The following is a 26134-nucleotide window of genomic DNA, read 5'->3' on the forward strand; positions in this document are numbered from 1 at the left end:
CGCTAAGATCAGGGAGCAAGCTCCCATCTCTTCGCTCGACTTGCATGTATTAGGCACGCCGCCAGCGTTCGTCCTGAGCCAGGATCAAACTCTCCGATAGAAAGCTTAATCTAGCTTTTAAAACAATTTGTTTCCGTAGAAACAACTACTTACATGGCGTTTCGTTCAGTTTTCAAAGAGCAATTTTTCTTTCATTGTCGTTTTCAGCGACCAAACCATCATACCATGATGTGTTTGTCGGTGTCAACAAGTTTTTTTAAGAAAAGATGGTGGGCCTGAGTGGACTCGAACCACCGACCTCACGCTTATCAGGCGTGCGCTCTAACCAGCTGAGCTACAGGCCCATCTTTAATGGAGCGGGTGATGGGGATCGAACCCACGACATCAGCTTGGAAGGCTGAGGTTTTACCACTAAACTACACCCGCGATATTAATGGTCGGGAAGACAGGATTTGAACCTGCGACCCCTTGGTCCCAAACCAAGTGCTCTACCAAGCTGAGCTACTTCCCGACATTTTTTAAAAGTAATATGGTGCGCCCGAGAGAAGTCGAATCCCTAACCTTCTGATCCGTAGTCAGACGCTCTATCCAATTGAGCTACGGGCGCATATTATATTTGGTGCGGTTGAGAGGACTCGAACCTCCACGGGGTTTCCCCCACTAGCCCCTCAAGCTAGCGCGTCTGCCATTCCGCCACAACCGCACATCGTAACTTGATGAAACGTTCGTTTATAAAAGAAATTGGTGCGGGTGAAGGGACTTGAACCCCCACGTCGTAAGACACTAGATCCTAAGTCTAGCGCGTCTGCCAATTCCGCCACACCCGCAAATAAGTGGTGAGCCATGAAGGACTCGAACCTTCGACCCTCTGATTAAAAGTCAGATGCTCTACCAACTGAGCTAATGGCTCAACATGGCTGGGCTAGCTGGATTCGAACCAGCGCATGACGGAATCAAAATCCGTTGCCTTACCGCTTGGCTATAGCCCAACAAGTTATATAATCAGATTAGTTTTAGAAATAATGGCGGTCTCGACGGGAATCGAACCCGCGATCTCCTGCGTGACAGGCAGGCATGTTAACCGCTACACCACGAGACCTTTATGACTGATTACATATCATGTTGTTAAAACATTTTTAAGAATAAGTTGGTGACCCGTACGGGATTCGAACCCGTGATACCGCCGTGAAAGGGCGGTGTCTTAACCACTTGACCAACGGGCCATAAAAATGGCGGAGAAGGAGGGATTTGAACCCTCGCGCCGCTCGCGCGACCTACACCCTTAGCAGGGGCGCCCCTTCAGCCACTTGGGTACTTCTCCGTTTGGCTCCACAGGTAGGATTCGAACCTACGACCGATCGGTTAACAGCCGATAGCTCTACCACTGAGCTACTGTGGAATAACATTTAAGTTGTTGTCTCCGTTATCGGCGACATTTAATATAATAACTCATCCCGCAAACAAAGTCAACAGTTTTTTAAAATTAATTAACTGTCATATGTTTGATTAAGACGTGCTCTCCGAAGAGACTTTATTAATTTACCACATACAATCTAGGTCGTCAATAACTACTTTTAATTAATTTGAATTAATTTACCTCTGCATTTTCCACATACGTACCGTGATATGTCCATCTTTCTTTTTCTACTATACTTAGTCTTACATTCTTCACATTCATAAAAATGCTTGAACGACTCAACTCTACGTTGCCCAGGTACTACCTGACAGTATCGCGATCCACCTACATCCTTAAGAAGTCGTTTAAAATCTTTATCCTGATGTTTGTAACCTTTTTTCTGAAGGTGAAGGTGATAGTGGCATAGCTCGTGTTTAATAATACTAATGAGTTCGTCTTGACCAAACTCATCATAATGCTTTTGATTAAATTCGAGATTATGAGACCTGAGCATATAACGTCCGCCCGTTGTTTTTAATCGAGCATTGAACATCGCCTTATGACGAAAAGCGAGTCCAAAAAACTCCTCAGAGATCGTTTCAACTAGCTGTTGTAATTCCTTTTCGTTCATACGCTTTTCATCCTTTCTCTTTCGAACACATACAAGCCGTTTCTCATAAACTAATGTACATTAACATTTAAGATGTGTCATCACTTAAGGAGGGGATTACGTTGCCTGTTTGGTTTAAAAACCAATTGAAACAAGCTTATCTTGAGAAAGATCGACGCCAAATTAAGTTATTAAACCAGTGCTGGTTTTTCTATAAAAGAAAACACCGCCCCTAAGGGCAGTGCTTATGCTTAGGACGGTTGAAGCATCGTCAAAGCAATTCGCTCACGCTTAAGGTCAACTTGATCAACCCAGACAGTCACTACTTGTCCCACGTGGACGACTTCCATTGGATTCTTCACATAGCGATTCGTTAACTTCGAAATGTGAACAAGCCCATCTTGTTTCACACCAATATCAATGAACGCTCCAAAATCAACAACATTTCTTACTGTACCTTCTAACTCCATTCCCTGTTCTAAATCTTCCATTTTTAAAACGTCTGTCTTTAGAATTGGTTGAGAAAGTTCATCCCGCGGATCTCGACCAGGCTTTTGAAGTGAAGTTACAATATCTTTAAGAGTTACCTCTCCTATATTTAAAGCAACGGCTGTTTCCTTTAATGATACCTGAGACAATGATTGCACTAATTTTTCTGTACCAATATCCCCTGGTTTACACTCGATGCGTTCCAAAAGTGCTTTTGTAGCGTCATAGCTCTCCGGATGAATTTCAGTTTGGTCCAGAGGCTGTTTCCCTCCCATAATTCTGAGGAACCCAATACACTGTTCATATGTTTTGGCACCTAGTCTCGGAACTTTTTTTAATTGGACCCGGCTCGTGAACTTTCCTTCTTCATCACGTTTCTTCACAATGTTCATCGCAACAGCTCTAGACAGACCAGCTACATATTGCAATAGAGATACCGAAGCTGTATTTACATTAACACCTACCTGATTTACGGCGGTTTCTACCACAAACGTTAATTGATCATTTAACTTTTTCTGAGAGACATCGTGTTGATATTGACCGACACCAACAGATTTCGGATCAATTTTCACAAGTTCAGCCAATGGATCCTGAACCCTTCGTGCGATGGAAACTGCAGAGCGCTCCTCTACTTGAAGATTAGGAAATTCTTCTCGTGCTAGATCAGACGCTGAATAAACACTTGCTCCCGCCTCATTGACAATCAGATAAACGACCTTTTTTTCAACTTCTTTAATCACATCTGCAATAAACTGTTCTGTTTCACGTGATCCCGTTCCGTTCCCGATTGCAATCATTTCAATATCATACTTCTTGATCATTTGAATGACAGCTGCTTTTGACTTTTCTACTTCAGATTTAGGTGGCGTTGGGTAAATAACTGATACTTCTAGCATCTTACCTGTATCATCCACAACAGCTAATTTGCATCCTGTCCGATAGGCGGGATCTACACCAAGTACACGCTTACCCTTTAGTGGAGGCTGCAATAAAAGATGCTTTAAATTCTCTGAAAAGATGTGAATAGCCTGATCTTCAGCTCTTTCTGTTAATTCTTTCCGTATCTCTCTTTCTACTGAAGGTTGAATAAGACGTTTATAGCCATCAGTAATCGCTTGCTCAAGCAGAGTCACGCAATTTTTTTGCTGATTTTTAATTGTTTTTCTTTTTAAATACTCGTGAATTGAATCAGTTGGAGGTGTGATTGATGTTCTTAGAACTTTCTCCTTTTCACCTCTGTTAATGGCAAGGATACGATGGGGAACAATTTTTGAAATGCCTTCTTGATAGGAATAATACATCTCAAAAATTTGTTTAGGGTCATCTTCCTCTGATTTAACAACCGTTTGGAGTAATCCATGTTGGAATGTTTTCGCTCTTATCCATTTTCGAGCGTCAGCATCATCAGAAATCCATTCTGCAATGATATCCTGCGCACCTTGAATTGCATCTTCCGCCGATAAGACTTCGTTTTCTTCTGATATATACTTATTAGCAACTTGTGACGGATCACTATTTCCATCTACCAGTATCCATTGGGCAAGAGGTTCTAACCCTTTTTCTTTAGCAACCGTAGCCTTTGTCCGCTTTTTTTGTTTATATGGACGATAGATATCTTCTATTTCTTGAAGCTTTGTAGCAGCTTTTAATTGCTTCTTTAGTTCATCTGTTAATTTATCCTGCTCTTGAATAAGACGGATCACTTCTTCTTTTCGCTGATCCAAATTTTGAAGGTATGTCCACGCTTCCTGTATATCTCTTAGTTGAACTTCATCAAGCCCGCCCGTTAACTCTTTACGATATCGCGCGATAAAAGGAACAGTATTCCCATCATTCAATAACGTAATTACTTCTCTTACACTTCGTTCGGCAAGCTTCAAATTTTGAGCAACTTTACGAAAATGTTCTGATTGCTTTTGATCTACTGTCATTTCCAAAACAATTCCTCCTTAAGAGCCTTCTACACTAGTATCAGTTTACCGGATAAGTTGATTTGTTAAAAGCTCCCCTCTAGAAAACAACAATTATTCCTGTACATGTCTTTTTAATGAAAATAAAAAAAGTTCTTCCTTTATCGAAACGGAAGAACTTTTTTATACGGTTTTCCCTACAAGGAGAGTGATATCATCATTTGTAGATGGAAGCGTATCAGTTAAATGTTGAAACGATTCATGCACTGAGTCAAAACGAGCAATCATCGAATAGTTTTTCGAACTTATTTGAACGCCATCAGAATACGTGACGAACGAAGAACCTGAAGGGTAATCAATAGTTTGCACTTTCACTTTTTGAAGCTTACCTGACAAGTAGCCTGAATAAGAAATCGGGCGAATAATTTTCCCGTCTGGTTGATAGATAATCAAATTAATATTCCCTATTCCGCTATATTCAAGTTGCCTCGTCTTTAGATCAAGCTTAAAAACAGAAAGAACACACCCTCGTTTTCCTCGCATCTCTTCATTCGCTCGTACCATTAACGATTCTACATCTTCTTCTTGATAGTCCTTCACTGCATTTATAGCAGCTAAAGAAGAGTCCTTGGCCATGTCACCACTGCCAAGACCATCTGCTACAGCACAAATGAAATAATCGGATGTTTCAGCCACAAAATAGCTGTCCCCGCACATCTGATTACCGGCCTTTGGCTTTTGGTATGCAGCAACAGTAAGCTTCTCAAAATCATGATGATGGATCATGACTAGAAAGCCTCCGTAGGTTCAATTCGAATTGCCTGTCTTAATTTTTCTAGGGCTCTTCTTTGCAGACGGGAAACATGCATTTGTGAGATACCCAACTTCTCACCTGTTTCTTTCTGACTCATATTCTCAAAGTACGTACAGTTCAAAATTTCTTGCTCTCGTTCTGTGAGTACTGCAAAAGCCTTTTTAAGAAGCATCTGCTGGTCAACAAGATCAAATCCTTGTTCTTGATCGCCAACAAGATCGAGTAATGTGACCGTACTCCCCTCTTGATCAGCTTCAATTGAACTATCGACAGAAAGTGCTTGATAACTTTTGCCCATTTCCATCGTCTCAAGTACTTCTTCTTCAGATACATTTAAATACTCAGCGAGCTCATCAACTTTTGGAGACCGTTGAAGTTCATTAGTAAGTTCTTCGACTGCCTTCTTAATACGTGGACCTAGTTCTTTAATCCTTCTTGGAACGTGTACGCTCCACGTTTTGTCTCGAATAAATCGTTTGATTTCCCCTACGATTGTGGGTACTGCGAAAGATTCAAAACTTCTACCAAATTCAGGATCATACCGACGAAGCGCAGCAAGCAACCCAATCATCCCTACTTGAGAAAGATCGTCGTGAATGCTTTTCCCTTTAGAAAATTTACGGGCAAGTGACTGAACGAGATCTTGATATCGCTCCACTAGCTTTAATTGCACAACTTCGTCTGTTGGATCCTTTTGGTACTGTTCAATCCACTCATATACTTCGTTGTTATTGTTATTGCGGGGATGATGAGATTGTGTCGGCATCTACTTCCACCCCATCTCTGTGGAGGAACTTTGTCATCATTACTACTACTCCGTCCTCTCCACTGATTTCCACTTTGTCCATTAGTGATTCAATCAGAAAGAGTCCCAATCCTCCCTCACTGAGTTGTTCAACTGACTTGTCGCTATCAACTGGTCCTAGTTTTTCAGAAACCTTTGTATAGTCGAAGCTTTGTCCACGATCAAGGACCATCATTTCTAAACGGTCTTCATAAATACCAAACCCAATGGTAATTTGTCCTTTTTCATTTTCTTTATATGCGTGGTTAACAGCATTTGTACATGCTTCTGATAGTGCTATTTTAATGTCCTCGATTTCATCATAGGAGTAGCCCATGCGATTCGCAATTCCAGAAACCGTTAATCTTGTTACGCCAACAAATTCTGCTTGAGCAGGGATTTTCATTTCAACAAAATCTGAAATGTTTATCACTTTGATCCCCCCTTTACGTCTTCAATGTCAATCACTTCATCAAGTCCAGTGATTTCAAATAGACGCTGTACGCGTGAAGTCATTCCAGTTAGTTTCAACGAGCTACCGTGCTCTTTGGAAGATTTCAGCGCACCAACAAATACACCTAAACCTGTGCTATCCATATAATTAACATCACCAAGATGAACGAGCGTTTCATGACCTTCTTTTCCAGTTAGCGGAAGTAAAGCCTCTCTTAACTGTGGCGCCGTGTAAGCGTCAATCTCTCCACCTATATGTAAATGATGTGTATTCTCATGATCTTCTTGTTTGATCTGTAAATTCATAACATTACCCCCTGTTAGGTTGCTTCTAATTATTAGTTAAAGTCATTATTTCCTTATTCCACTTTTAGAAAGAAGTTAAACCTCGCGTCTTAAAATAACCAGAGTGAAATCATCTCTGAGTTCAAACTCCTGCAGACGCTCAAGTTCTCGGTAAACCTCTTCCACAATTTCTTGTGCTGAGAGGTGAATATATTTACGAATCAACGCTACGATTTCATCGCGTTCAATAAAACCATTTGTCGAACGGCATTCTGTAACACCGTCAGAAAGCATGATAACCATATCATTTCCATTAAGTACGCGCTGATATTCTTGATAGGACGTTTTCTTTGAAACACCAAGCACAAGTCCCTTTGTAAAGAGCTCTTCAAATTCATCCTTTTCCGCATCGTAAAAAAAGCCCGGCTCATGACCGGCTCCAGCGTAATAAAATGAATGCACCCTTGGATCATATAATCCATAAAACATCGTAATAAACATATTAGGATCAACATTTTGTTCCACTACCCGATTAAGGTTCTCAAGAACAGCTCCGGGCTGCATTCGCTGCTCTGGAGCGCTATCCATTGTGTACTTAATCATACTCATACAAAGTGCGGCAGGAATACCTTTCCCAATGACATCTGCAATCGCTACACTTACACAATCATTCTCGTCTTGAACAAAGTGATAGTAATCCCCGCTCATTTTCTGGGCGGGTTTACTAATGGCACCAATATCAAGATTGGGTACTTCCGGTTTATCGCCCGCTAGTAACGTTTGTTGCATATTTGCAGCAATTTCAATTTCAGATTCCAACTGCTGCTGTCGACTCCGAAGACTTTGATGCTCTCGATAGGCGAATCCGTACCCAATCATCATTTCAAGCAAAAAATCATACGAGTTTTTAAGCGGCTCAGGAATATCAGGAAATAGTTCCTCTAGAACACTTACATGGAGACTAACTGCTTCTTCAGGGGAGATCTTTTGTTCAATCATCTTCCGACTAAACTGCTGTCCCTTATATAAGGTTTGCTCAGATTGCTCTTCTAAATAATTTTCTAATATTGCTTTATACTTTTGATATTGAAGATCTCGGTCGTCCATTATGCTCGATCCCTCCTTAACGGAGCCATTTAATAGAAGTGATAACTGTACCTTCGTTCTCTTTCGAATCAATTGTAAACTCATCCATCAATCGTTTAACACCAGGTAAACCAGCTCCAAGACCACCAGAGGTTGTAAAACCATCTTCCATTACTTTTCTAATGTCTTTAATTCCTGGGCCCGAGTCGGATGCTTCAATTTTAAGACCAAATTTCCCACCGTTTTCTACACGTTCAATGGCTACTTCGCCATTTCCAGCATAGAGGTATATGTTACGCGCGAGTTCAGAAATAGCCGTTGTAATGCGAGCTTGATCGACTGTACCGAAGCCAAGTTCTTTAGCAATATTCCTACCAGACTGCCTCGCTTTCACGATATCCCACTCATTTCGTACTTCCACACAGGATTGGATATTCATAACTTATCCCCCCAATTCCTGTTGTAATTTCTCTAACCCCTGTTCTAAATCTAATGCAGTTGGGACGTTTTTCATCATAATACCTAAATCAATTAGCGTAATAGCAACAGCAGGTTGGATTCCTGTCAGCACTACTTTTGCCCCCATTAAATTTGACATGCGCACCACATCGCCTAAAACTTTAGCAATGAAGGAGTCAATCATATCGACAGATGTTAAATCAATTACAACGCCTTTTGCTCCTGTTTCATGAATCTTCTCGAGCAAATCCTCCTGAAATTGAAGTGCTGTTTTGTCATCGAGATCAACTTGAATTGTAATTAGTAAATATTGATTCAATTTTAATATAGGAATTCGCATTGTCTTCCCCCCTTACTCAATCTCAATCATTTTGCGTTTTGTCATTTCTAATGCAGTTTTCATGCCTTTAAATAACGTGCTTTTCGTCGGGAATTGACCAAGATCGATCCCCAGGTTAACGATTGTTTGAGCAATTTCCGGTCTAATTCCAACTAGAATACACTGCGCCCCAACGAGACGAACTGCTTCTGCTGCCTGTATAATATGATGAGCTACCATTGTATCGACTACAGGCACTCCAGTAATATCAATAAGGACAACTTGTGATCGATGTTTAATTACGCCGGTTAACAAATTCTCCATGATCAGCTTGGCTCGCTCAGTATCAATGGTTCCGATCAGTGGCATGACACTAATATTCTCAAACACCGGAATAAGCGGTGCCGACAATTCTTGAAGAGCGACCTTCTGAATAGAAACTGTGTTTTCCCAGTTCTTTGCACTTTCATTAATCAGCTGGTTTACAATAGGGTCAATCCAACGATCAATTTCATCATACATACTGTATACTTTTTCATTCGATTGATTCGCATCTAGTAGAACTGCTAAAATAATTCGACGGAAGTTTTGCAAACCTTGCGTTATATAGCTAAGTCTCCAACCAATCTTCATTAGATGTTCAGCAAACTCTGTCATTCGATCTGTTGGCCTATGAACATTTTGCTCGATATGCGTGTAAATGATTTCAAAGAGCTCTTTGTTCGTTTCTTCATAGGCTGTATCCGTTATTGATTGTAGCCGATGCTCATCACGAACCCTCTCCATCTCATCCATCCACCTGGTGTAGATTCGTTCACGACTTTCATTCAATAATTGTATGACTAACTTGTCCATCTTGCTCCTCCCTACGATCTTTCTACATTCATTTATCTTCTCATTGCATGGAACCTCTCGCAATAATTATGCTTTCCTAGTCTTAGCACATTACATCATTTTCATCTTAACACACTTTTCGACATAACTAGAAAATTCCCTGCTGTCCTCACTACTAAATGTTCGGAATTCGAAGGAACCAATCTGTTCCATTTTCACCATAATTAGTTTGTGTTTGAATGGGTTTATATAAAAAAAACTGCTCATAGGAGCAGCTTCGTTTGGATATTATACGTTTTCAAAAATCAATAAGTCCAAGGCTGATTTGCAAAGCTTCTTGTACCCTTTGCATCATACCCTCATCAAGGTGAGTGATTTTATCAGTTAGACGCTGTTTATCAATAGTACGGATTTGTTCTAGCAGTATAACCGAATCACGTTCAAATCCATAGCGCTTCGCATCGATTTCGACATGTGTGGGAAGCTTTGCTTTCTGAATTTGCGCAGTGATTGCAGCAACAATGACAGTAGGACTAAAACGATTCCCAATGTCGTTCTGAATAATCAAGACGGGTCTTACGCCACCTTGTTCAGAACCTACAACAGGAGAAAGGTCAGCAAAATACACATCACCTCGTTTGACAATCAAGCCACTACACCCCGCTTACTAAGCGGTCCACGGTGTGCTCTGCTTCCTCCTCAACAAGAAAGGCTTCTGCTGCAAGGTTCAAATTAATCTTAGCCATCTCCATGTATCCCTGGCGCATGGCGTCACGAATTTGTCGCTTCTTTCGTTCGCGAATATACATTGTCGTGGCCTGTGATATGAACTCGTTACGATCAAGCTGTTCCTGTTGAATAATACCATCCACCTCATTTAAAATATGTTGTGGGAGAGTTACAACAATCGATTTTTTGTTTGCCTCTGACACAAACATACACCTCCGAAGCACTGCTACTCATATTGTATTCCACCATTAATCTTACCATTGCGCGCGACGCATTGCAAAACAACTTTCCACAAGACTATTTCATCATATTCTTGCAAAATCCTTCTTTTATTTTACTATTTTTTTAAAATTGTATTCATTACGCCTTTTTTTTCTCCATTTTCGAGAAAAAGTCTCGGAACACGCGGTCCAATCATACAAGGAATTTCATAGTTTATCGTCTCAAGTCGCTCAGCAATGTCATCTATTGTAATTTCTTCTGCGCCCTCTGTTCCTATCAGTGTCACCTTCGTACCAACCTCTACTTGCGAAGGCAAGCGAACCATGAATTGATCCATACAAATACGCCCAACGATCGGAGCACGCTCACCGTTTACGAGCACATACGCTTTACCTAGCTTACGTATCCATCCATCAGCATATCCAATCGGAATCGTTCCAATCCATTCATCTTCAGCCGTGTGATACGTAGAACCATAGCTAATCGGTTCTCCAGCCTTCATTTTTTTTACGTGCACAAGCTGACTATAGAGACAAAACGCAGGCTTTAATGCAAAAGGTAGTATTGGCTTCATTTCTTGTGAGGGACTTAGCCCATACATCGAAATGCCTAGACGAATAAGATTGCCAACCCGTTCGGGAACACGTAATGATCCAGCGCTATTTCCAAGATGGATCCACTTTGGTTGCAAACCATTCTCCTTAAGAAAGGAAGTGATGTCTTCAAATTTCTTTATCTGCGTTTCAATAAAAGAATTACTAGGCTCATCTGCTGTTGCAAAATGAGTATAAAAACCTTCTATATGAAATGAAGCAAATGTATTCAAACACTCAATGATTTGCTTGGCTTCCTCTTTTCCCTTAATGCCAAGTCGCCCCATACCAGTGTCTATTTTTAGATGAACCTTCAGCAGCATTCCGTCCAAGACTGCAAAAGCTTCCTCTAACCACTTTTCTTGAAAAACAGTAAGGGTGATCTCATTCACAGCCGCTACTTTAGCATAAATAGGCGGCACCCATCCCAATACAAGAATAGGAGCTCTAATGCCTGCTTCTCGTAGAGCAATCGCTTCGTCTAAAATCGCTACCGCTAAATATTCAGCCCCAGCGTTTAAAGCCTTCTCGGCAACTGCAACCGCTCCATGTCCATATCCGTTGGCTTTCACAACAGCCATAATCCCAACTTTATCCGATACGTATCGTTTATAAGACTTTACATTCTCTTCGATAGCATCGAGGTCTACCTCAGCCCATGTCCCACGATAAAACACTTGATTGTCCATTCCAACTTCCTCCCACAACAATACACTCTGCCCTCTATTTTAGGAGATTTTAAGAAAAGCGCAAGCGTCTTGTTTATCCCCGACAAGCTTAAGGTGGATCTCAATGTGGTGGGTTTACCACAATGAGATCTGACTTAAGACCTCGAGGGGATAGACGCTGAAGCTAGACAATGAAAAGCGCAAGCGTCTTGTTTATCCCCGACAAGCTTAAGGCGAATCTCTAATGTGGTGGGTTGGGTACTTCATATTTCCAAAAAAGGTCCAGCCATGTGACATAGCTGAACCTCATTGAAGTATTATTTAATTTCCGTCATGCCGTACACAGACCTCGCTACGGCAGCCATTTCTTCTTGAGATAAATCATTTGACGCAAGGAAAAAATCAACTCCATTGTGATGCCAGGAGACAGTCGTATCAGTCATAACTCCCATCGTAAAACCTAAATCTATGGGTTGCCCGTCACTTACATTAACAGGAGCACTCGTTTCAACAGCAGCCTCGCTTTTCTCTTCAATTAACGTGAAAGATTTTTCTCCAGTAAAACTTAGCATGACTTTGTTCGCTGCCACTTCTTTCTCATCAGTTAAACCAGTTCCTTGCGGCTCATACATCGGATACACAACTTCAAAAGGCTCATTCGTAGTTGCAAGCACCGGCACTTCCAGTTGAGCAGCAGTCATGTTTCGCTCCATATCAAAAGCACCTTTATCAAAAGAAGCATTGAATTTCATATCCGAAAATTCAATATCAACAAGGGGCTTTTGATCTTGATTCATAATGGTTACTTTTTCTGGTGCAAGGTCCTTTTTATTTAATTGAATCGATTGGGTCGATAAGTTCTTGTTTTGGTAATTCGTTTTCGTTGTAAAAACATAATCATTTTCCTTCGCTTCGAATTGAGCTCCCGAATCATTTAAAATATCCTGCACGAGCGTATTATACAGATAGGCCTGGCTACCATTTTCAGGCCAATCACTTTGGAATCGAAAACTTTTATTCAATGCGGGAGTGAGAACAAAAACACCTTCATCATTTCGCAAAATAATTTGACTTTGCTCTTTTGATTCGTTTTTCAATTCAACTCGATAATAAGATGGCTTTTGGTACCAGATCTCTACATCGTAACGCTGTGGTTCTTCTCCAGTTTCAAGCGTCATTTTTGCGTTAACTTTATACCCTTCCATTTCGTTCAATTTCTTATCAAGAGCATTAACCACGTCTTCCTGACTTTTTTGTCCGCAACCTGCAAGCACCGCAATCAATATCCCAATTAATAAAACTGCACCGAACTTTTTCACTCTATCCCCAACTCCTTTGCCTCATTTAAAACGACAAAGGAGGTTCCTGTATGGTGAAAAACCTATCCGTGGTGTTGCTCGAGAAATGAATGCAGAACGGTTGGTATTGTAGCAATGACGTCAGTTGCCAGTACATCAAGAGTAGAATGAGCGGTTTGCACGAGAGTATCTGCTGATTGACCGTGTAAATAAACGGCATTGCTTATCCCCTCTTGAAGAGACGCGCTGTGCATGACAAAAGCAAGAATCATGCCCGTTAAAACGTCCCCAGATCCACCCTTAGCGAGAGCAGGATTACCTGTTGTATTCACATATTGACTTCCATCAGGAGCAGTTACAATCGTATAAGGGCCTTTTAAAACAAGATAAACACCGAACTCTTTAGCAAATGCTCGCGAGATGTTGAATCGCTTCCTTTGCACTTCCTTGATCGACAGCCCAGTTAACCTCGCCATCTCACCAGGATGAGGTGTCAAAACAGTTGGTGCTTCTCTTGCCTTAAGGCGCTCTTTCAACTCAGCTAAGTGGTACAAGGCATCTGCGTCCAAAATGAGGAGCGAATCTGTCGCTAACATCGTTTCAACGATTTGTTTGCACCCTGGTTGTCTTCCAAGACCTGGACCAACCGCGATTCCGTCAAATGTAGCGAGATCGTCAGGCACCTCACCAGAGAAAAATCCATTACGAGATGGATACCCCTGGAAAATCGTTTCAACTACGGCACCAGCTGTCATCGACAGGATTTCCTCAGGAACAGAAACTTGTATTAAACCGGCTCCGCTGCGATAAGCTGCTTTCGCTGTCATAATTGGTGCGCCAACCATTCCTCTTGATCCGCCAATTACCAGACCTTTTCCATGGCTTCCTTTATGAGAGGATGCCGATCGATCAGAAAGCGTGCGATGTACGTCTGATTTTTGCCAGAGTGCTCTATCACTTGATGAAAAAGCGGCTTGTGGAAGACCGATATCAACAATCTCCAATTCTCCATAAAATTCAGCATCAGGGTAAAGATAAGCTCCAAGCTTCGGGCATTGAATAGTATACGTATAATCAGCACGAATAGGCTCGCACTCCTCTTCGTAACCACCATTTGCCTGTAAACCACTTGGAAGATCGACTGACAAAACCGTCGCACAAGTTTGATTCACTAGCCTAATGACATCATCATATGGTTGACGAACAGCACCAGATAAACCGAGTCCTAGTAAGCAATCAATGATAACACCATACTCGGGAAGTGATTCTACAAATGCATTGCCATCTTCATACGGTTTCCACGTGTAGGTCAGATTTTGAAAGATAGCTAGATGGGTTTTAGCATCTCCCTTTACTTTTGAGTATGAGGGAATTAACCAAAGATCAACATCATACCCATGCTCTTTCAAATACCTTCCAATCACAAAACCGTCGCCTCCATTATTCCCTGTGCCGATTAACAGCGCCATACGCTCATTCTTATGAAGTTTGCTTTTCATCGCTTCAAATAGAGATTTTCCTGCGTTCTCCATTAACATAGCACCAGCTATTCCAATCTCCTCCATGGCAAACCGGTCCGCTTCATACATTTCTTCTCCGGATACGATTCTCACAACAGGTCCCTCCTGACCGTGGTAAATTATATGAGGCAAGTCTCCATCATATGCAGACTAGCTTGACGAGCACTCAATAATGATCTGTGCAACAGCATGTTGCTTTGTATGTGAAATAGAAATATGTACGATCTCATTTTCCTCTTTTGTTTCGATATAAGGAGCACCTTCAGTTGATTTCTGTACACAAATATCTTGCCAGCTCAATTTCCCGATACCAGTTCCTCTTGCTTTTGCGTATGCTTCTTTTACAGCAAAACGGCCAGCCAAAAATTCAACACTTCGATGACCATTAAGTAAGTAATAAGTACTTAATTCACTTTCTGTTAGAATGCGCTCTGCAAACGAAGCATTTCGTTGTATGACTTTTTTTATTCGATCAAGTTCAATCATATCAATCCCGATACCTTTAATCATGATACAACCCCTTCGTACTAAATCATTAAAAGTTAGCATAGTGTTTTCAATAGTGATTTTTCCTTTGGCTATGCTAAACTTATAAGCAATAACCATTTCGATTTTATATAAAGCGAGCAGTCAATTCTAACATTTACACTTTGGTTTCCAAGAAAGGTGGTCAACATATGTTCGTGCGAAATGAAGATTTCCGCTCATTTATTCGTTATTATCCTATCATCTCCATACTTATTGGTATACATATCCTCCTCTTCGTTCTAGTAAACCTATTTGGAATGTTCTCAATACTGAGGTTGGGGGTAGGTTACAACAGAGCGATTGAACTAGGAGAATACTGGAGACTCATCACTCCAATCTTCCTTCATGGTGGATTTGCCCACGTCCTCTTTAATTCCTTTTCACTTTACCTCTTTGGACCTGCTCTCGAGCAAATGCTCGGAAAAGCAAAGTTCTTGATTGGATATTTTGGGGCTGGGATTATTGCGAACATCGCTACATTCTATTTGCAGGATAGTAACTTTAGTCATGTCGGTGCCTCAGGTGCTATTTTTGGATTGTTTGGCATCTATTTTTACATGGCTTTCTATCGTAAAGAATTAATAGACCAGGCAAATTCCCAACTCATACTTATGATCCTCGGAATTGGACTTGTCATGACGTTCATTAGTCCAAATATTAATATTCTTGGACACCTCTTTGGCTTCATTGGAGGAGCGGCACTTGCACCTATTCTTTTAATTGGTGCGAAGCCTTTTATTAATCGAGGGATCGTTCGCGTAAGGCGAACAGCTGATAGTGGAGAAATTCGCTTTAAGCCAAATCGATGGCAACGAAGAAAAATCCGAACTGGACCTTCTGGTGGTGGGAAAATTATCTGGGGGATTTTTATCGGTCTTGTTATACTTGGTTTTATAGCAAGATATTTATAATCAAAATGATATTATTAAAGACCAGTGATCTCATCACTGGTCTTTTACATGAAAGACTCATTTAAATAGTAGCTAACGGCGTTTTTTAAATTTCCTGTTATATCAAAATGTTGGTGTAACGCAAAGTCATGATTCGCTAGATGTCGGGCATGACTTGGTTTAATCCCACATAAAATCGGAAAAACCCCTACCACTTCGAGCATACTACAAAACGAAATCAATGCAAGCACACCACTGGCGTGTACTTCACCGATGCCACTAAAATCTAGAATGACACGTTCATAATCGCCATTCTGAAGCGTTTGTAACAGCTGATGCTCATTAACTCGAAACAGGTTTTCCTCAAGCTCGCCAAACAATGGAATAATGCCGAGTGACGTTGAAATGGGGAGGAAAGGGCTAGAAAGCTTTTTCACTTTCACTAAAGCTGCTTCAAGCTCTTCTTTTTTATCCAACAAATCAAAGTTTGTATCCGCAAGTCTTTCCTGTTGTTTTTGAAGCGCCTTTGATAGTTTTTCCAACCGTTCATCTTGCCTTACACAAACAATCTGTCCTCCACCATTCATGGACCACTTTGCATAAACATGAAAGAGAGAATAAGGAGACTGGGCAGTACCCATAACTAATTCAACCTCTGTTTCTTTCAAAAGCGGATTCAGCATTTTTGCAGCTTTCGTTCGACTATCGATGTCAACTAGCTCTAAAAAAGAAGAACGAGGAGAAAAAGCTTCCGTTGCAAGCTTTGATTGCGAAAGAATGTTCAGTTCCTCATCAACTAAAAAAGCAGGGAGTGGATGATCATTTATATCGAACATTATTCATACTCCCTTTCCGCTCATCCAGCCATTCACGAACACGATGTAAATCAGGAACCAACGTTGTATGTTCAGAGCAATATTTAGACAAGTTGTACTGTGAGGTAAGCCTCCCTCCAACTAAGACTTCAGGAGGATTTTCCAACGCTTCAAGCTCCGTGACATAACGATTTAATCGCTCTGCATGGTACAAGATTGCAACCGAAATACCAACAACTGATGCTCCCCATTTCTCCGTTTTTTCTATGGCATATTCAAGAGGTAAATTGGCTCCAAACAGCTTTGTTTGCCAACCATATTCTTGAAAGAGTAACGATATCATTTTTAAGCCTAAATAATGCTGTTCTTGCTCAATACAAAGAAAAAGGGCTTTTGGGCCACCTTCGTTTTTGTTCGTAATTTTCCTAAAATGGGCATACCGTGAAAGAACATAATCACAAGTAGTTGTAGCTAAGTGCTCGTCCGCAACTGATATTTCATTTTCTTCCCATAGCTTACCAATGCGCTGCATGGCTTTCGTAAGAGCTTCAAAAGTTAAATGGCTATTTGCCATCAATTCGGCCTGCTCTGTTATTCTTTCCCACGCTTGATCTTGATCACCTTCAAGAAAATCATCTGTTAACCCTTTTATATCTATCGACACATGCTCACCTCTTTGTATACGAAGAACTATCAACTGTTAGTTCTTCCAGCTCTGCAAGACCTATTTTTAACGTTTTAAGATAATCTTCCTTCTCCTCGAACGACTCAGATGCACGCAATTCATTTTCGAGACGCTTAAAATTATCAATTAAGTGCTCGGTTTTCATCCCTCTGGCCGTTAGAATGTTGTTCAACCATAAGACATAGTCAACAAAAAAATCATTCGAATCCAGGTTGCGCGCCGAATTCAAGTGTTTGATGTGATGATAATTATCTTCACGACACTTCACACGCCCCTGCTCTCCGAACTTGTCTAATAGTTCTGGCATATCATGGTAGATACCCTGAACAACCCGGTCAATAATCGCGTCGATTTGATTCATCATTCCGCTACAACCTTAAAGCGAGATACTTTTGGTTTTATCGCCGCAAGTTCCTGATCAGGATATTTCTTTTCAAGGTCATGTATTTCTTTATAAGAAGGACTTTTAATCCATGTTAAAAAAGATTCTTTCGTTTTCCACTTCATTTGAACGGTGAGTTCTGATGGTTTGCTCTCATTTTGGAGAAGTCGGAAAGATTCAAATCCCTCAAACTCATCCACTCGCCGCGAACGTGACTGATAAATGCCAATCACTTCATCTACTTTTTCTTCTGGTACATTAATCACCGAATTAACAATGTACATATATACCCTCCTTACAGAATTGTTATACCTCTTCTTTTCTATTTTTTTTGGCACAGTAAGAATACCAATTTAAAAGATCTTCTCCATTTGTATGTTCAATATCTTTCACCCTAAATTGTTTTCCGGCAAAGCTTGATAAAATTGATACTTTGAAGGTCGTTAATTGTTTGGGCTCTTGAAGAAATGTTGTCTCCATCTCCATGGCTTGAATGTTTTTTCTTGCTACGTATACTCTCGTTTTTGAAATTTGTCTAAATTGCAGAAGAGCGACGTCTTTTTTGACGCCCCAACCTGCATCGCGGTAATGGAAATACCCAACGAAAAAGCAAATTGGCAATAACAAAAGTGAGAAAGCTCCGTATGGAACAAAGTAAGTTATTAATCCTACTGGTAATACGGCAGGGAGTAGGGTTCGAATGAAATAACGTCTTTTTGCTCTTAGAGGCAAGGAAGAACACTCTTCATGGATGGCCATCTCAGGTAGGATTTCCTCCAATAATGTTTTCACTCTTTTTCGTTTGACGAGTGGAAATAAAACGGTTGAAAACTGTTCCTCTTTTCCTCCACCGCCGCCACTTTCTACGTAAAGTACCGAATAACCAAAAGGTTGGCGAAGGAGCCCTTCCACAATTCGAATCGCCTGAATGCGATGAACAGGAATGGTTAACTGACGCTTTTCCAGAATCCCTCTATTAATAATTAAATCATCCTCATGTCGCTTGAGAACAAAACCACCGTATTTTAGCACTGTGCCAACGACTGAGAAAAACCATGATATCAAGAGGAGAAAGGCGACTGCAAGTAATAGAAATGGAAGTGTAGCATCCATCACCCGCTCTGTGAGACTTTCATAGAACTGATCAGGAATAAAATCATCTACTTGTGAGGCAATTGCCGCTACGAAGGAAAGAACAACTCCTATACCACCTGAAGTTGAAGCTGTAATCAGTAATTCTTTCCATGAAAGTTTATAAAGCAGCGGCGGTTTCTCTTCCACTTCTTCCATCACTTCATTAGTGACCCCATTTTTTTTCTGATAAAGATTGCCTTTTAACAATTCCGCATCAGTCCGTCTTAACGCTGACATGACCACTTCCGGTTCCCCGCCACCCCCGGCAGTCTCAATTTGCACTTTAACGAGTCCAAATGCACGCTGTATTAAACCTTGAGAAAAATCAATCGATTGAATTCTCTCCCTAGGAATGAATCGCTTTTTACGAAAAATAAATCCCTGATGGATGCGTAGCTCATTGTTTTCAATGTGATATGTATAAAAAAACCATCCGAGCACTCCATTTCCTACGGTGAATAGAAGAAGTGCTCCAATCATTAGAAAGTGCCACCACGCGTATCCATTTCCTCCTCCAACAAAAACAAAGAAAATCAGAGGGATGGCTGCTTCTTTAGCGTACTTTATAAAAGATAACAACATGGCTACTGGATGCAGGCGTTTTTTCTCAGACATCATCTTCCGCCACCCTTGCTAGAATCGAGATCCGATTTCTTAGCTCATCAGCAATTTCGTTTGAAAGAGCTGGTATTTCATGCGTCGTAGCTGCAGTTGAAATCGTTACCGATGACAGACGATAAGCTCTTAACAGCGGTCCCTGTCTCGTATCAACATGTTGAACTCGAACCATTGGAATGAGAGTTCGTTTCACAATAATGACGCCATGTTTCAGTTCAATCTCGTGTTCAGTGACTTCATATCTCCATTTTTTCCAGCGAAGTTTTGGTAGCAACCATGTCTGGAGAATGACAAATAGAAGAGCAAGCACACAACCTACCGCTAAAATCCATAAAGGGAGAGGTCGTACGATGACATGAACGACAAACAAACCACTTAGGAGTAAAATGGAAATAAGTGAAACCATTCCCCCTGTAATTTGCCATACTTTCAACCCTTTTGGGTCAATTTGCTTTGAAGGTTCCAGTCGCATCGGCTTCCTCACTTTCTATTGAATAGTTATCATCTCTTAAGTATGAGAATAATTATATCATTCTTAGGTTATGGCTTCTATTCCTCTGTTTCATAATAAGAAAGGTTGGATAATAACAAAAAAACTCGAGCTATTTTCAGCTCGAGTTTTTTTACTCTTATTAAAAGTGATTTGATACGTAAGGACGTTCTGATTCTCTCATACTAACGATTTCTTTTTGTTGATGGTCAAATATCGATAATATTTTAGTATCTGCATTATAAAAAGTTAAATGCTGCTCTGAACACTGAACTAGTTCACAACTCGGTATTGGGAATTTCTCCTGTCGACCTGTTTTAGAACAAATGTAAACAAGCTGATCACTTTTACCAGTTTTTCTGTTAATCCCATGGACGATTAAACTCCCGTTCCAGGAATGAATCGTTCGCGGTGAAAAATCAAGTTTAAAAGTATTTTTAATTTGATACGTATCATCAAGTAAGAGAACCTGATCCTGGTAAGAAGCAGTAATCGATAGAGCAGCAACATAAACGCCCTCTTCAGCAATCATCATGTTTACCGGGGAATAGCCTACTTCTAAGGGAATCACCTTTTTGCCAGAATCACCAAACGTTGTTAACAGGGCCTCATCCCCTTCAACATGGTACGATGATACAATAAGCTGATTTCCTTTTCTTTTTAAATCACAAAAAATACCATTCACGTGCCACTGATGTGTCATCCTTGGGTCTTCCTTCGAAAACTCATAAATCCAACCGTTCCATTCTTCTCCTTCACAAGCAATACAAATGGTTTCAGGATATTCATAAAAGCTTGGTTTACCGTTTACTTGGAACGTTCTTAGTTGAGCAAGGCTATGAACAAAGACGTAAACCTCGACATGATTAGGCGAAAGTTGCTTGGTAAACCAATAATTTTGGTTTGAATCCCTCACAACATTAGAAAAGCCTTCTTCACTTGCGATTGGTAGTTTGGGTACATTGACCCGCTCAGATGTTTGGGTAGTGTGCTTATGCCCATCAGATTTTAGTGCTTTGCTCCCTTGCTCAAACGGCATTCTAAACGCTCCCTTCGTAATCAGCTGCCTTCTTCCGTTGAGGCAAGTAGGAAAAAGGATAGATGTTTGCAACCGATCCTTGCTGTTATTACTAGTTTAACAAACAATTCGTCAAGGGGGTATTGGGAAATAACAATAACTTTAGTAGGATTATTAGCGTGAATCGTTTCCTACTTTCCCAAGTATTGTGGAATATTATAGGTCTTTACTCCTCAGCATTAGAATGAAGCGAGTTCTTCTACTGCTCCTTTTCCTTTCGACGCTCCTTCAAAAGTAGCACTTTAACCTTGACAGCCACCTTTGACTGCATAACAATGAGTACGAATCCACTAATACGAGGAAGGATGAGATTTGCTTGGCACGTAACCACGATGAGTATATTCAACATCTATTCGGAATTGAAGACGAAGCACTGCAATCAGTCAATGAAAGTATTCGTAAAAATGGTATGCCTGCTATCTCAGTTAAACCAGAGGTTGGGCGCTTTCTCTCTTTACTTGTCAGCATTGCTAAGCCACGAAACATTATGGAAATTGGAGCCTTAGGCGGCTATAGTGGTATTATGCTTGCTAGCGCTCTTGATAAAGAAGGGTCACTTACGTCGCTCGAATTAGAGGAAGCTTATGCAAATGTCGCGAAAGACAACTTAAATAGGGCGGGTCTTGGCGATAAAGTTAAATATGTAATTGGTCCAGCTCTTCAGAACATGGATTCTCTACATAGTGCTGGTCAACAGTACGATTTTTTCTTTATTGACGCCGATAAAATCAATTATCCAAATTATTTTCAAGCCGCGTTAAAATTAGCTACACCAGGAGCAGTTATCGTAGCTGATAATACACTCCAGGGTGACAACGTTTTTGATGAAAATGTAACCACTGCTCATGTAACCGCTATACGCGAATTTAACGAACAAGTTGCCACTGATGAGAGAGTGGAAGCAATGCTCCTCCCTCTTTGCGATGGCCTTACCATTTGCCGAGTAAAACCTTAACCGTAATAAATGAAAGGAGGCAGAGCTTTGCTCCGCCTCTCGTTTTTAGAATGCGACGATTGTTCTGCCACGAACTTTTCCATTTAAAATGTTGTGTAATACTTCTGGTAGTTCATCAAGAGTAATTTCATTTTGAATAGCTTCAAGATGCTCAGAGGGCTTGTATTCATCAGCAGCTTTTTTCCAAATCTCTTTCCGCTTTTCCATCGGACAGTACACAGAATCAATTCCTAGTAAATTAACGCCTCTTAGAATAAAAGGAAATACTGTCGTAGGAACTTTGGGTCCACCTGTAAGACCACTAACCGCAACAGCGCCGCCGTACATCGTGTTACTTAATACAGCTGCAAGCGTTTCTCCACCAACTGGATCCACTACGCCAGCCCATTTTTGCTTACCAATTGGCTTAAACCCTTCTGGAGCTACTTCTTCCCTGCTAACAATCGTAGTTGCGCCTAACTTTTTTAAATAGCTATGCTCAGATTCTTTCCCTGTGCTGGCTACAACTTCATATCCCTTTTTGGCAAGAATCGCAACGGCCATACTCCCAACGCCACCGGTAGCGCCTGTTACAAGGATAGGACCTTTGTCTGGCTTAATTCCTGCTTGTTCAATTTGGTAAACAGATAGCGCGGCCGTAAAGCCAGCTGTTCCATAAACCATTGCCTCTTTAAGAGATAAACCATCGGGGAGCGGGACAATCCAGTCAGATTTTACTCTTGCGTATTCACTAAAGCCGCCATAATGAGATACGCCTAATTCATAGCTCGTAACGATGACGCGATCTCCTTCTTTCCAATCTGGATGATCCGATTCAGCCACAACTCCTGCAAGATCAATCCCTGGAACATGAGGGTAGTTTCTTACGATATTACCTTTTGGATGCGCTGCTAATCCATCTTTGTAATTCACGCTTGAATAATGAACTTTGATCAACACATCACCTTCAGGTAGGTCTTCCTTCGTAAATTCCTGAATTGCTATATTTGTATCATCCTCAACTTTATTAACAACTAATGCTTTAAATTGATCCATTTTTATTCCTCCTTGATCTTTCATTCGGTATAAGCTTAACAGAAATTATTCTGACTGGTCAATTAAACTGAATTCTTTAATCCTCATTTGAATTCCTGTATAATAACCTTTGTAAGGAGAGGACTCAAATGAACCGTAAAGCAGAGTTAAAACGGCAACAAATCATTAAAGCAGCTTATCAAGCCGTTTCTGATAAAGGTTACGAAGCCGTGACACTACAAGATATTGCGGATTATGCCAATGTAAGTAAAGGCGTTCCGAATTATTATTTTAAAAACAAAGAAGATGTCCTTGCTAATCTCCTCGCTCAAATTACGGAGCGAATTTATGAGAAAGAAAAAGAAGCGGTTGAAAAAGAAACATCTGCAGAAAGCATGCTTCAAGCTTATATAAATACTGTGTTTGTTAGTGCTGAAGAGAATGAGAAATTTTATCGTGTTTATTTAGATTTTCTAGCACAGGCTACAAAAAACAACCGTTATCGTGAAATTAACGCACGCTTTTACCAAAATTGTGCTTCAATCTCTAAGGAGATTTTAATGCAGGGAGCGAAGGAAAAGACCTTTGTCATCAACGATTTCGAAACGGCTGGTCGAGCCATACGGACTATGATTGACGGCTATATGATTCAATGGATGATGACCGGCGATCATTCACAACACAGGGCTTACAAACAGGCGTGTTATCAAGCCATTACCTCATACTTAAGCTAATGCGCCTCATCGTTAGCAGTCGCATTTTTCAATCCATTCCTTCTCCATTTATAAGAATCATGTTAGAAGAGCCACTTGCAATGGATAAAACTCGCCGGCTCGGACACGCTAACTTCATGTAAGGAGGAGATTTTATGGCAAAAGAAAAAAAACGTGGTATGAAGAAAGAACTTTCTCAGGCAGTTGACCACGCCAATGAAACAAAACCCTCAACAAAACAAAGAAGTAAACGAATCACAGAGTAAAGCCGGGCAAAGCATGCCCGGTTTTACTTTATTCTAAATGTAGACGCATCAATGAGTTCGATATCATCTCGCTTCTTGATTTTTTCCATTAATTGAAATAATGCCGCATCCTTTTGCTTCGCTTCAATCATGCAATCAATTTGCTCGGTACTCCCTTTTACTTTGTTCAAGAATGAAAAGAACCAATCAACATCTACATAATCAGCATGACTACGAAATTCTTGCTCATTTTTGGGTGAGGAAATATGCATTTTCACAGGGAGTGGCGAGTTCTTCCAAGTATTAACTACTCTCTCCCAATCCTTCTCCCACGCTTTGGTTTCATGACAGGCCATATGGTGGTGATAGTCAAAAACCATTGGTACATTTAACTTCTCACATAAATAGAGCGTATCCATAAGTGTGAAGGTTGTATCATCGTTCTCTAAAATAATGGTTTCTTGTATTTTCTTTGGGGTATACATCCAATTATGGATAAAGCGTTCAAGCGACAGCTCTTTGTCGTCATAACCACCTCCCACATGCAAGACACATCTATGGGTCGAATCGATGCCCATCCCCTCAAGAAGACGAACGTGCAAAGCGAGCATTTGAACAGAAGCTTGTAAGATTTCTTTTTTAGGAGAATTAAGCAGCACAAAATGATCTGGGTGAAAACCGATTCTCATTTTTTCTTTTTTTGCATAATCACCCAATTCTTTTAACTCATTTTTTAACGGGGTTAAATAATCCCATCCTTCCAAGGCCTCATGGTTTGCAAGAGGAATTAAGCGAGAACTTAACCGAAAGAAGTGAATGTCATTCCCTTTATTATGTTTTAAAAGTCTGAGACAATTTTCTAAGTTTGATTGTGCGATCCGCTCAAGCTTTCGAATAGCGGCTTCTGTGTTTTTGATTTTCTGAAATTGCGCGTAAGTCATCGTCTGAGACGGAGAGCTGTTTACAAGTTCTGTACTCATAGCAACATAGCCAAGTTGAATGATTGTCAATTCGTTCTCACCTCTCAAAAATCTTTCTATTAGGCTGTCCATTTCACTCTTCATCCATGAGCAATAACTTCCCCTCGATTAGGAGTGGAAGCGTGGTACAATAGACGTAATACCTGGATGCGGGTAATAATAAAAAAGGGGTAATTGTATGGCAACTCGAATCATTACTGACAGCAGTGTTGACTTCCCTGAAGAACTGCTCAATGAATTGAACGTAACGGTAGTTCCACTCAACCTTCTCTTTGGTGACGAAGAATACAAAGCTGGAGTAGATCTTGATACACCGACGTTCTATCAGAAACTAAAAAAATCAAAAGAACTTCCTAAGTCTTCTGCCCCATCACCCCAGGACTTTCTTACAAAATTTGAAGAAACTAGTCCGGAAGACGATATTCTTGTAGTAGCGCTTTCTGAAGCACTTAGTAGTACGTATGACAACGCTGTTCTAGCGAAAAAAATGTTTCATGAGGAACATCCTGATCGAAACATTGAAGTGATTAACTCTAAAACAGCTTCATCCGGTCTTGGGATTATTGTTTATCATGCGGCGGAGATGGCACGCGATGGTCATAGCTTTAATGACATTGTTGAACAAGCACATGAGTATACAGAAGATACGCTTACGATGTTTTTACTTGATACACTTGAGAACGTTATCAAGGGTGGACGTCTTGATCGAGTGAGAGGAACCATTGCTTCCGCCCTTAATATTAAGCTCCTTATGAAAGCAAGTGATGACGATGGCTCGCTTGAAGTCCTTGATAAAATTCGTGGGAATAAACGAGCTGTTCGTCAATTCATTCAGAAGATCGGAGACTATGGCCATAACCTGGAAGATAAAGTAATTGCAGTTGCTCATAGTAACTGCGAAGACAAAGCCCGGGCATTAATTGACCAAATTCAAGAACGCTATCCGTTTAAACAAGTGATTCTCTCAACTATGGGCCCACTTATTGGAACATACGCCGGAGAAGGTGGACTTCTGGTCTCCTTTAAGAAAAACTAAAAAGCATGTTTAGAAAGAGCGCCGCGGCGCTCTTTTTTTATGTGTTATCATCGTTCCTCACAAAAAATAAATAAAAAAAGCGCTTTCTTTACAGGAAATGAA

The 26134-nt window shown here is 40.7% G+C and carries 30 protein-coding genes, 12 tRNA genes and 1 rRNA gene; 5 read left to right on the forward strand and 38 right to left on the reverse strand.

Annotation, left to right across the window (positions count from 1 at the left end; genetic code table 11):
• From PQ578_RS20285 to PQ578_RS20350, 14 genes are all read right to left on the reverse strand, one after another.
• Nucleotides 1-100, reverse strand: a 16S ribosomal RNA gene (locus PQ578_RS20285); the annotation flags it as partial.
• A 167-nt stretch (nucleotides 101-267) separates the two neighbouring features.
• Nucleotides 268-344: transfer RNA gene (locus PQ578_RS20290), tRNA-Ile, on the reverse strand.
• Nucleotides 345-352: 8 nt separating this feature from the next.
• Nucleotides 353-426: transfer RNA gene (locus tag PQ578_RS20295), tRNA-Gly, on the reverse strand.
• A gap of 8 nt (nucleotides 427-434) precedes the next feature.
• Nucleotides 435-511, reverse strand: a tRNA-Pro gene (locus tag PQ578_RS20300).
• A 19-nt stretch (nucleotides 512-530) separates the two neighbouring features.
• Nucleotides 531-607, reverse strand: a tRNA-Arg gene (locus PQ578_RS20305).
• 10 nt (nucleotides 608-617) lie between these two features.
• Nucleotides 618-703, reverse strand: a tRNA-Leu gene (locus PQ578_RS20310).
• A gap of 39 nt (nucleotides 704-742) precedes the next feature.
• Nucleotides 743-827, reverse strand: a tRNA-Leu gene (locus tag PQ578_RS20315).
• A 7-nt stretch (nucleotides 828-834) separates the two neighbouring features.
• A tRNA-Lys gene (locus PQ578_RS20320) sits at nucleotides 835-910 on the reverse strand.
• 4 nt (nucleotides 911-914) lie between these two features.
• Nucleotides 915-989, reverse strand: a tRNA-Gln gene (locus PQ578_RS20325).
• 34 nt (nucleotides 990-1023) lie between these two features.
• A tRNA-Asp gene (locus tag PQ578_RS20330) sits at nucleotides 1024-1099 on the reverse strand.
• A 49-nt stretch (nucleotides 1100-1148) separates the two neighbouring features.
• Nucleotides 1149-1223: transfer RNA gene (locus PQ578_RS20335), tRNA-Glu, on the reverse strand.
• Between the two features lie 7 nt (nucleotides 1224-1230).
• Nucleotides 1231-1321: transfer RNA gene (locus PQ578_RS20340), tRNA-Ser, on the reverse strand.
• Between the two features lie 3 nt (nucleotides 1322-1324).
• Nucleotides 1325-1399 (reverse strand) — tRNA-Asn (locus PQ578_RS20345).
• A gap of 175 nt (nucleotides 1400-1574) precedes the next feature.
• Entirely contained in the window at nucleotides 1575-2027 is a 453-nt protein-coding gene (locus PQ578_RS20350; protein ID WP_273836410.1) for a SprT family protein, read from the reverse strand.
• Between the two features lie 101 nt (nucleotides 2028-2128).
• Here PQ578_RS20350 and cmpA point away from each other — a divergent pair, with 101 nt between their 5' ends.
• Nucleotides 2129-2242: a cortex morphogenetic protein CmpA gene (gene cmpA / locus PQ578_RS20355; protein ID WP_098446072.1), complete on the forward strand. Its 114-nt coding sequence runs from the start codon at nucleotides 2129-2131 to the stop codon at nucleotides 2240-2242.
• Nucleotides 2243-2257: 15 nt separating this feature from the next.
• Here cmpA and PQ578_RS20360 read toward each other — a convergent pair whose 3' ends face one another.
• The 15 genes from PQ578_RS20360 to acpS form a co-directional block, all read right to left on the reverse strand.
• Nucleotides 2258-4426 carry a Tex family protein gene (locus PQ578_RS20360; RefSeq protein WP_273836508.1) on the reverse strand — a complete coding sequence of 723 codons (2169 nt, stop codon included), beginning with the start codon at nucleotides 4424-4426 and terminating at the stop codon, nucleotides 2258-2260.
• 162 nt (nucleotides 4427-4588) lie between these two features.
• Complete coding sequence (locus tag PQ578_RS20365; RefSeq protein WP_098446069.1) at nucleotides 4589-5191, reverse strand: PP2C family serine/threonine-protein phosphatase; 603 nt, start codon at nucleotides 5189-5191, stop codon at nucleotides 4589-4591.
• A gap of 2 nt (nucleotides 5192-5193) precedes the next feature.
• Nucleotides 5194-5985 (reverse strand): RNA polymerase sigma factor SigB, encoded by a 792-nt coding sequence (gene sigB / locus PQ578_RS20370; protein WP_098446067.1) that lies wholly within the window; start codon nucleotides 5983-5985, stop codon nucleotides 5194-5196.
• Complete coding sequence (rsbW, locus tag PQ578_RS20375; protein ID WP_255640094.1) at nucleotides 5954-6409, reverse strand: anti-sigma B factor RsbW; 456 nt, start codon at nucleotides 6407-6409, stop codon at nucleotides 5954-5956. Before rsbW ends, sigB begins: the two co-directional genes overlap by 32 nt.
• Nucleotides 6410-6432: 23 nt before the next feature.
• Nucleotides 6433-6762: an STAS domain-containing protein gene (locus PQ578_RS20380; RefSeq protein WP_098446066.1), complete on the reverse strand. Its 330-nt coding sequence runs from the start codon at nucleotides 6760-6762 to the stop codon at nucleotides 6433-6435.
• A 75-nt stretch (nucleotides 6763-6837) separates the two neighbouring features.
• The gene (locus PQ578_RS20385; RefSeq protein ID WP_160921736.1) at nucleotides 6838-7848 is read right to left on the reverse strand and encodes a PP2C family protein-serine/threonine phosphatase; all 1011 of its coding nucleotides are present in this window, start codon (nucleotides 7846-7848) and stop codon (nucleotides 6838-6840) included.
• A gap of 16 nt (nucleotides 7849-7864) precedes the next feature.
• Nucleotides 7865-8266 carry an anti-sigma regulatory factor gene (locus PQ578_RS20390; protein WP_165999265.1) on the reverse strand — a complete coding sequence of 134 codons (402 nt, stop codon included), beginning with the start codon at nucleotides 8264-8266 and terminating at the stop codon, nucleotides 7865-7867.
• 3 nt (nucleotides 8267-8269) lie between these two features.
• The gene (locus tag PQ578_RS20395; protein WP_048312990.1) at nucleotides 8270-8626 is read right to left on the reverse strand and encodes an STAS domain-containing protein; all 357 of its coding nucleotides are present in this window, start codon (nucleotides 8624-8626) and stop codon (nucleotides 8270-8272) included.
• A gap of 12 nt (nucleotides 8627-8638) precedes the next feature.
• A complete protein-coding gene (locus tag PQ578_RS20400) occupies nucleotides 8639-9460 on the reverse strand; it encodes an STAS domain-containing protein (protein WP_224885131.1) in 822 nt (273 codons plus the stop codon).
• A gap of 277 nt (nucleotides 9461-9737) precedes the next feature.
• Nucleotides 9738-10088, reverse strand: a complete 351-nt coding sequence (gene ndoA, locus PQ578_RS20405; protein ID WP_048312992.1) for a type II toxin-antitoxin system endoribonuclease NdoA — start codon at nucleotides 10086-10088, stop codon at nucleotides 9738-9740.
• A gap of 4 nt (nucleotides 10089-10092) precedes the next feature.
• Nucleotides 10093-10377: a CopG family ribbon-helix-helix protein gene (locus PQ578_RS20410; protein ID WP_048312993.1), complete on the reverse strand. Its 285-nt coding sequence runs from the start codon at nucleotides 10375-10377 to the stop codon at nucleotides 10093-10095.
• 128 nt (nucleotides 10378-10505) lie between these two features.
• On the reverse strand, nucleotides 10506-11672 hold the full coding sequence (gene alr, locus PQ578_RS20415; protein WP_273836419.1) for an alanine racemase: 1167 nt from the start codon (nucleotides 11670-11672) through the stop codon (nucleotides 10506-10508).
• 296 nt (nucleotides 11673-11968) lie between these two features.
• The gene (locus PQ578_RS20420) at nucleotides 11969-12970 is read right to left on the reverse strand and encodes a LolA family protein (protein WP_273836420.1); all 1002 of its coding nucleotides are present in this window, start codon (nucleotides 12968-12970) and stop codon (nucleotides 11969-11971) included.
• Nucleotides 12971-13032: 62 nt separating this feature from the next.
• Complete coding sequence (locus PQ578_RS20425) at nucleotides 13033-14562, reverse strand: NAD(P)H-hydrate dehydratase (protein ID WP_273836422.1); 1530 nt, start codon at nucleotides 14560-14562, stop codon at nucleotides 13033-13035.
• A 57-nt stretch (nucleotides 14563-14619) separates the two neighbouring features.
• Nucleotides 14620-14979 (reverse strand): holo-ACP synthase, encoded by a 360-nt coding sequence (gene acpS, locus PQ578_RS20430; RefSeq protein WP_273836424.1) that lies wholly within the window; start codon nucleotides 14977-14979, stop codon nucleotides 14620-14622.
• 167 nt (nucleotides 14980-15146) lie between these two features.
• On the opposite strand from acpS, the gene PQ578_RS20435 reads away from it, so the two are divergent.
• A complete protein-coding gene (locus PQ578_RS20435) occupies nucleotides 15147-15908 on the forward strand; it encodes a rhomboid family intramembrane serine protease (protein ID WP_098446057.1) in 762 nt (253 codons plus the stop codon).
• Nucleotides 15909-15952: 44 nt separating this feature from the next.
• On the opposite strand, the gene PQ578_RS20440 is transcribed toward PQ578_RS20435, so the two are convergent.
• The 7 genes from PQ578_RS20440 to PQ578_RS20470 form a co-directional block, all read right to left on the reverse strand.
• A complete protein-coding gene (locus tag PQ578_RS20440; RefSeq protein ID WP_273836426.1) occupies nucleotides 15953-16723 on the reverse strand; it encodes an STAS domain-containing protein in 771 nt (256 codons plus the stop codon).
• Entirely contained in the window at nucleotides 16707-17366 is a 660-nt protein-coding gene (locus tag PQ578_RS20445) for a cobalamin B12-binding domain-containing protein (RefSeq protein WP_273836428.1), read from the reverse strand. Before PQ578_RS20445 ends, PQ578_RS20440 begins: the two co-directional genes overlap by 17 nt.
• 4 nt (nucleotides 17367-17370) lie before the next feature.
• Complete coding sequence (locus tag PQ578_RS20450) at nucleotides 17371-17751, reverse strand: hypothetical protein (RefSeq protein ID WP_224885116.1); 381 nt, start codon at nucleotides 17749-17751, stop codon at nucleotides 17371-17373.
• On the reverse strand, nucleotides 17748-18053 hold the full coding sequence (locus tag PQ578_RS20455) for an antibiotic biosynthesis monooxygenase family protein (RefSeq protein WP_098446053.1): 306 nt from the start codon (nucleotides 18051-18053) through the stop codon (nucleotides 17748-17750). Before PQ578_RS20455 ends, PQ578_RS20450 begins: the two co-directional genes overlap by 4 nt.
• 22 nt (nucleotides 18054-18075) lie before the next feature.
• A complete protein-coding gene (locus PQ578_RS20460) occupies nucleotides 18076-19518 on the reverse strand; it encodes a PH domain-containing protein (protein WP_273836433.1) in 1443 nt (480 codons plus the stop codon).
• Nucleotides 19511-19993, reverse strand: a complete 483-nt coding sequence (locus PQ578_RS20465; protein ID WP_273836434.1) for a PH domain-containing protein — start codon at nucleotides 19991-19993, stop codon at nucleotides 19511-19513. Before PQ578_RS20465 ends, PQ578_RS20460 begins: the two co-directional genes overlap by 8 nt.
• A 160-nt stretch (nucleotides 19994-20153) precedes the next feature.
• Complete coding sequence (locus tag PQ578_RS20470; RefSeq protein ID WP_273836435.1) at nucleotides 20154-21050, reverse strand: hypothetical protein; 897 nt, start codon at nucleotides 21048-21050, stop codon at nucleotides 20154-20156.
• Nucleotides 21051-21405: 355 nt separating this feature from the next.
• Here PQ578_RS20470 and PQ578_RS20475 point away from each other — a divergent pair, with 355 nt between their 5' ends.
• Complete coding sequence (locus PQ578_RS20475) at nucleotides 21406-22044, forward strand: O-methyltransferase (protein WP_273836436.1); 639 nt, start codon at nucleotides 21406-21408, stop codon at nucleotides 22042-22044.
• A gap of 45 nt (nucleotides 22045-22089) precedes the next feature.
• Here PQ578_RS20475 and PQ578_RS20480 read toward each other — a convergent pair whose 3' ends face one another.
• A complete protein-coding gene (locus PQ578_RS20480; protein ID WP_273836438.1) occupies nucleotides 22090-23079 on the reverse strand; it encodes an NADPH:quinone oxidoreductase family protein in 990 nt (329 codons plus the stop codon).
• A gap of 128 nt (nucleotides 23080-23207) precedes the next feature.
• On the opposite strand from PQ578_RS20480, the gene PQ578_RS20485 reads away from it, so the two are divergent.
• Nucleotides 23208-23792, forward strand: a complete 585-nt coding sequence (locus tag PQ578_RS20485; RefSeq protein WP_273836439.1) for a TetR/AcrR family transcriptional regulator — start codon at nucleotides 23208-23210, stop codon at nucleotides 23790-23792.
• A 268-nt stretch (nucleotides 23793-24060) separates the two neighbouring features.
• On the opposite strand, the gene uvsE is transcribed toward PQ578_RS20485, so the two are convergent.
• Nucleotides 24061-25026 (reverse strand): UV DNA damage repair endonuclease UvsE, encoded by a 966-nt coding sequence (gene uvsE / locus PQ578_RS20490; RefSeq protein WP_273836441.1) that lies wholly within the window; start codon nucleotides 25024-25026, stop codon nucleotides 24061-24063.
• 148 nt (nucleotides 25027-25174) lie between these two features.
• Here uvsE and PQ578_RS20495 point away from each other — a divergent pair, with 148 nt between their 5' ends.
• Nucleotides 25175-26032: a DegV family protein gene (locus PQ578_RS20495; protein WP_273836443.1), complete on the forward strand. Its 858-nt coding sequence runs from the start codon at nucleotides 25175-25177 to the stop codon at nucleotides 26030-26032.
• Nucleotides 26033-26134 lie beyond the last annotated feature (102 nt).

The sequence above is a fragment of the Guptibacillus sedimenti genome, from assembly GCF_028610665.1.
GTDB classification, from domain to species: domain Bacteria; phylum Bacillota; class Bacilli; order Bacillales; family Guptibacillaceae; genus Guptibacillus; species Guptibacillus sedimenti.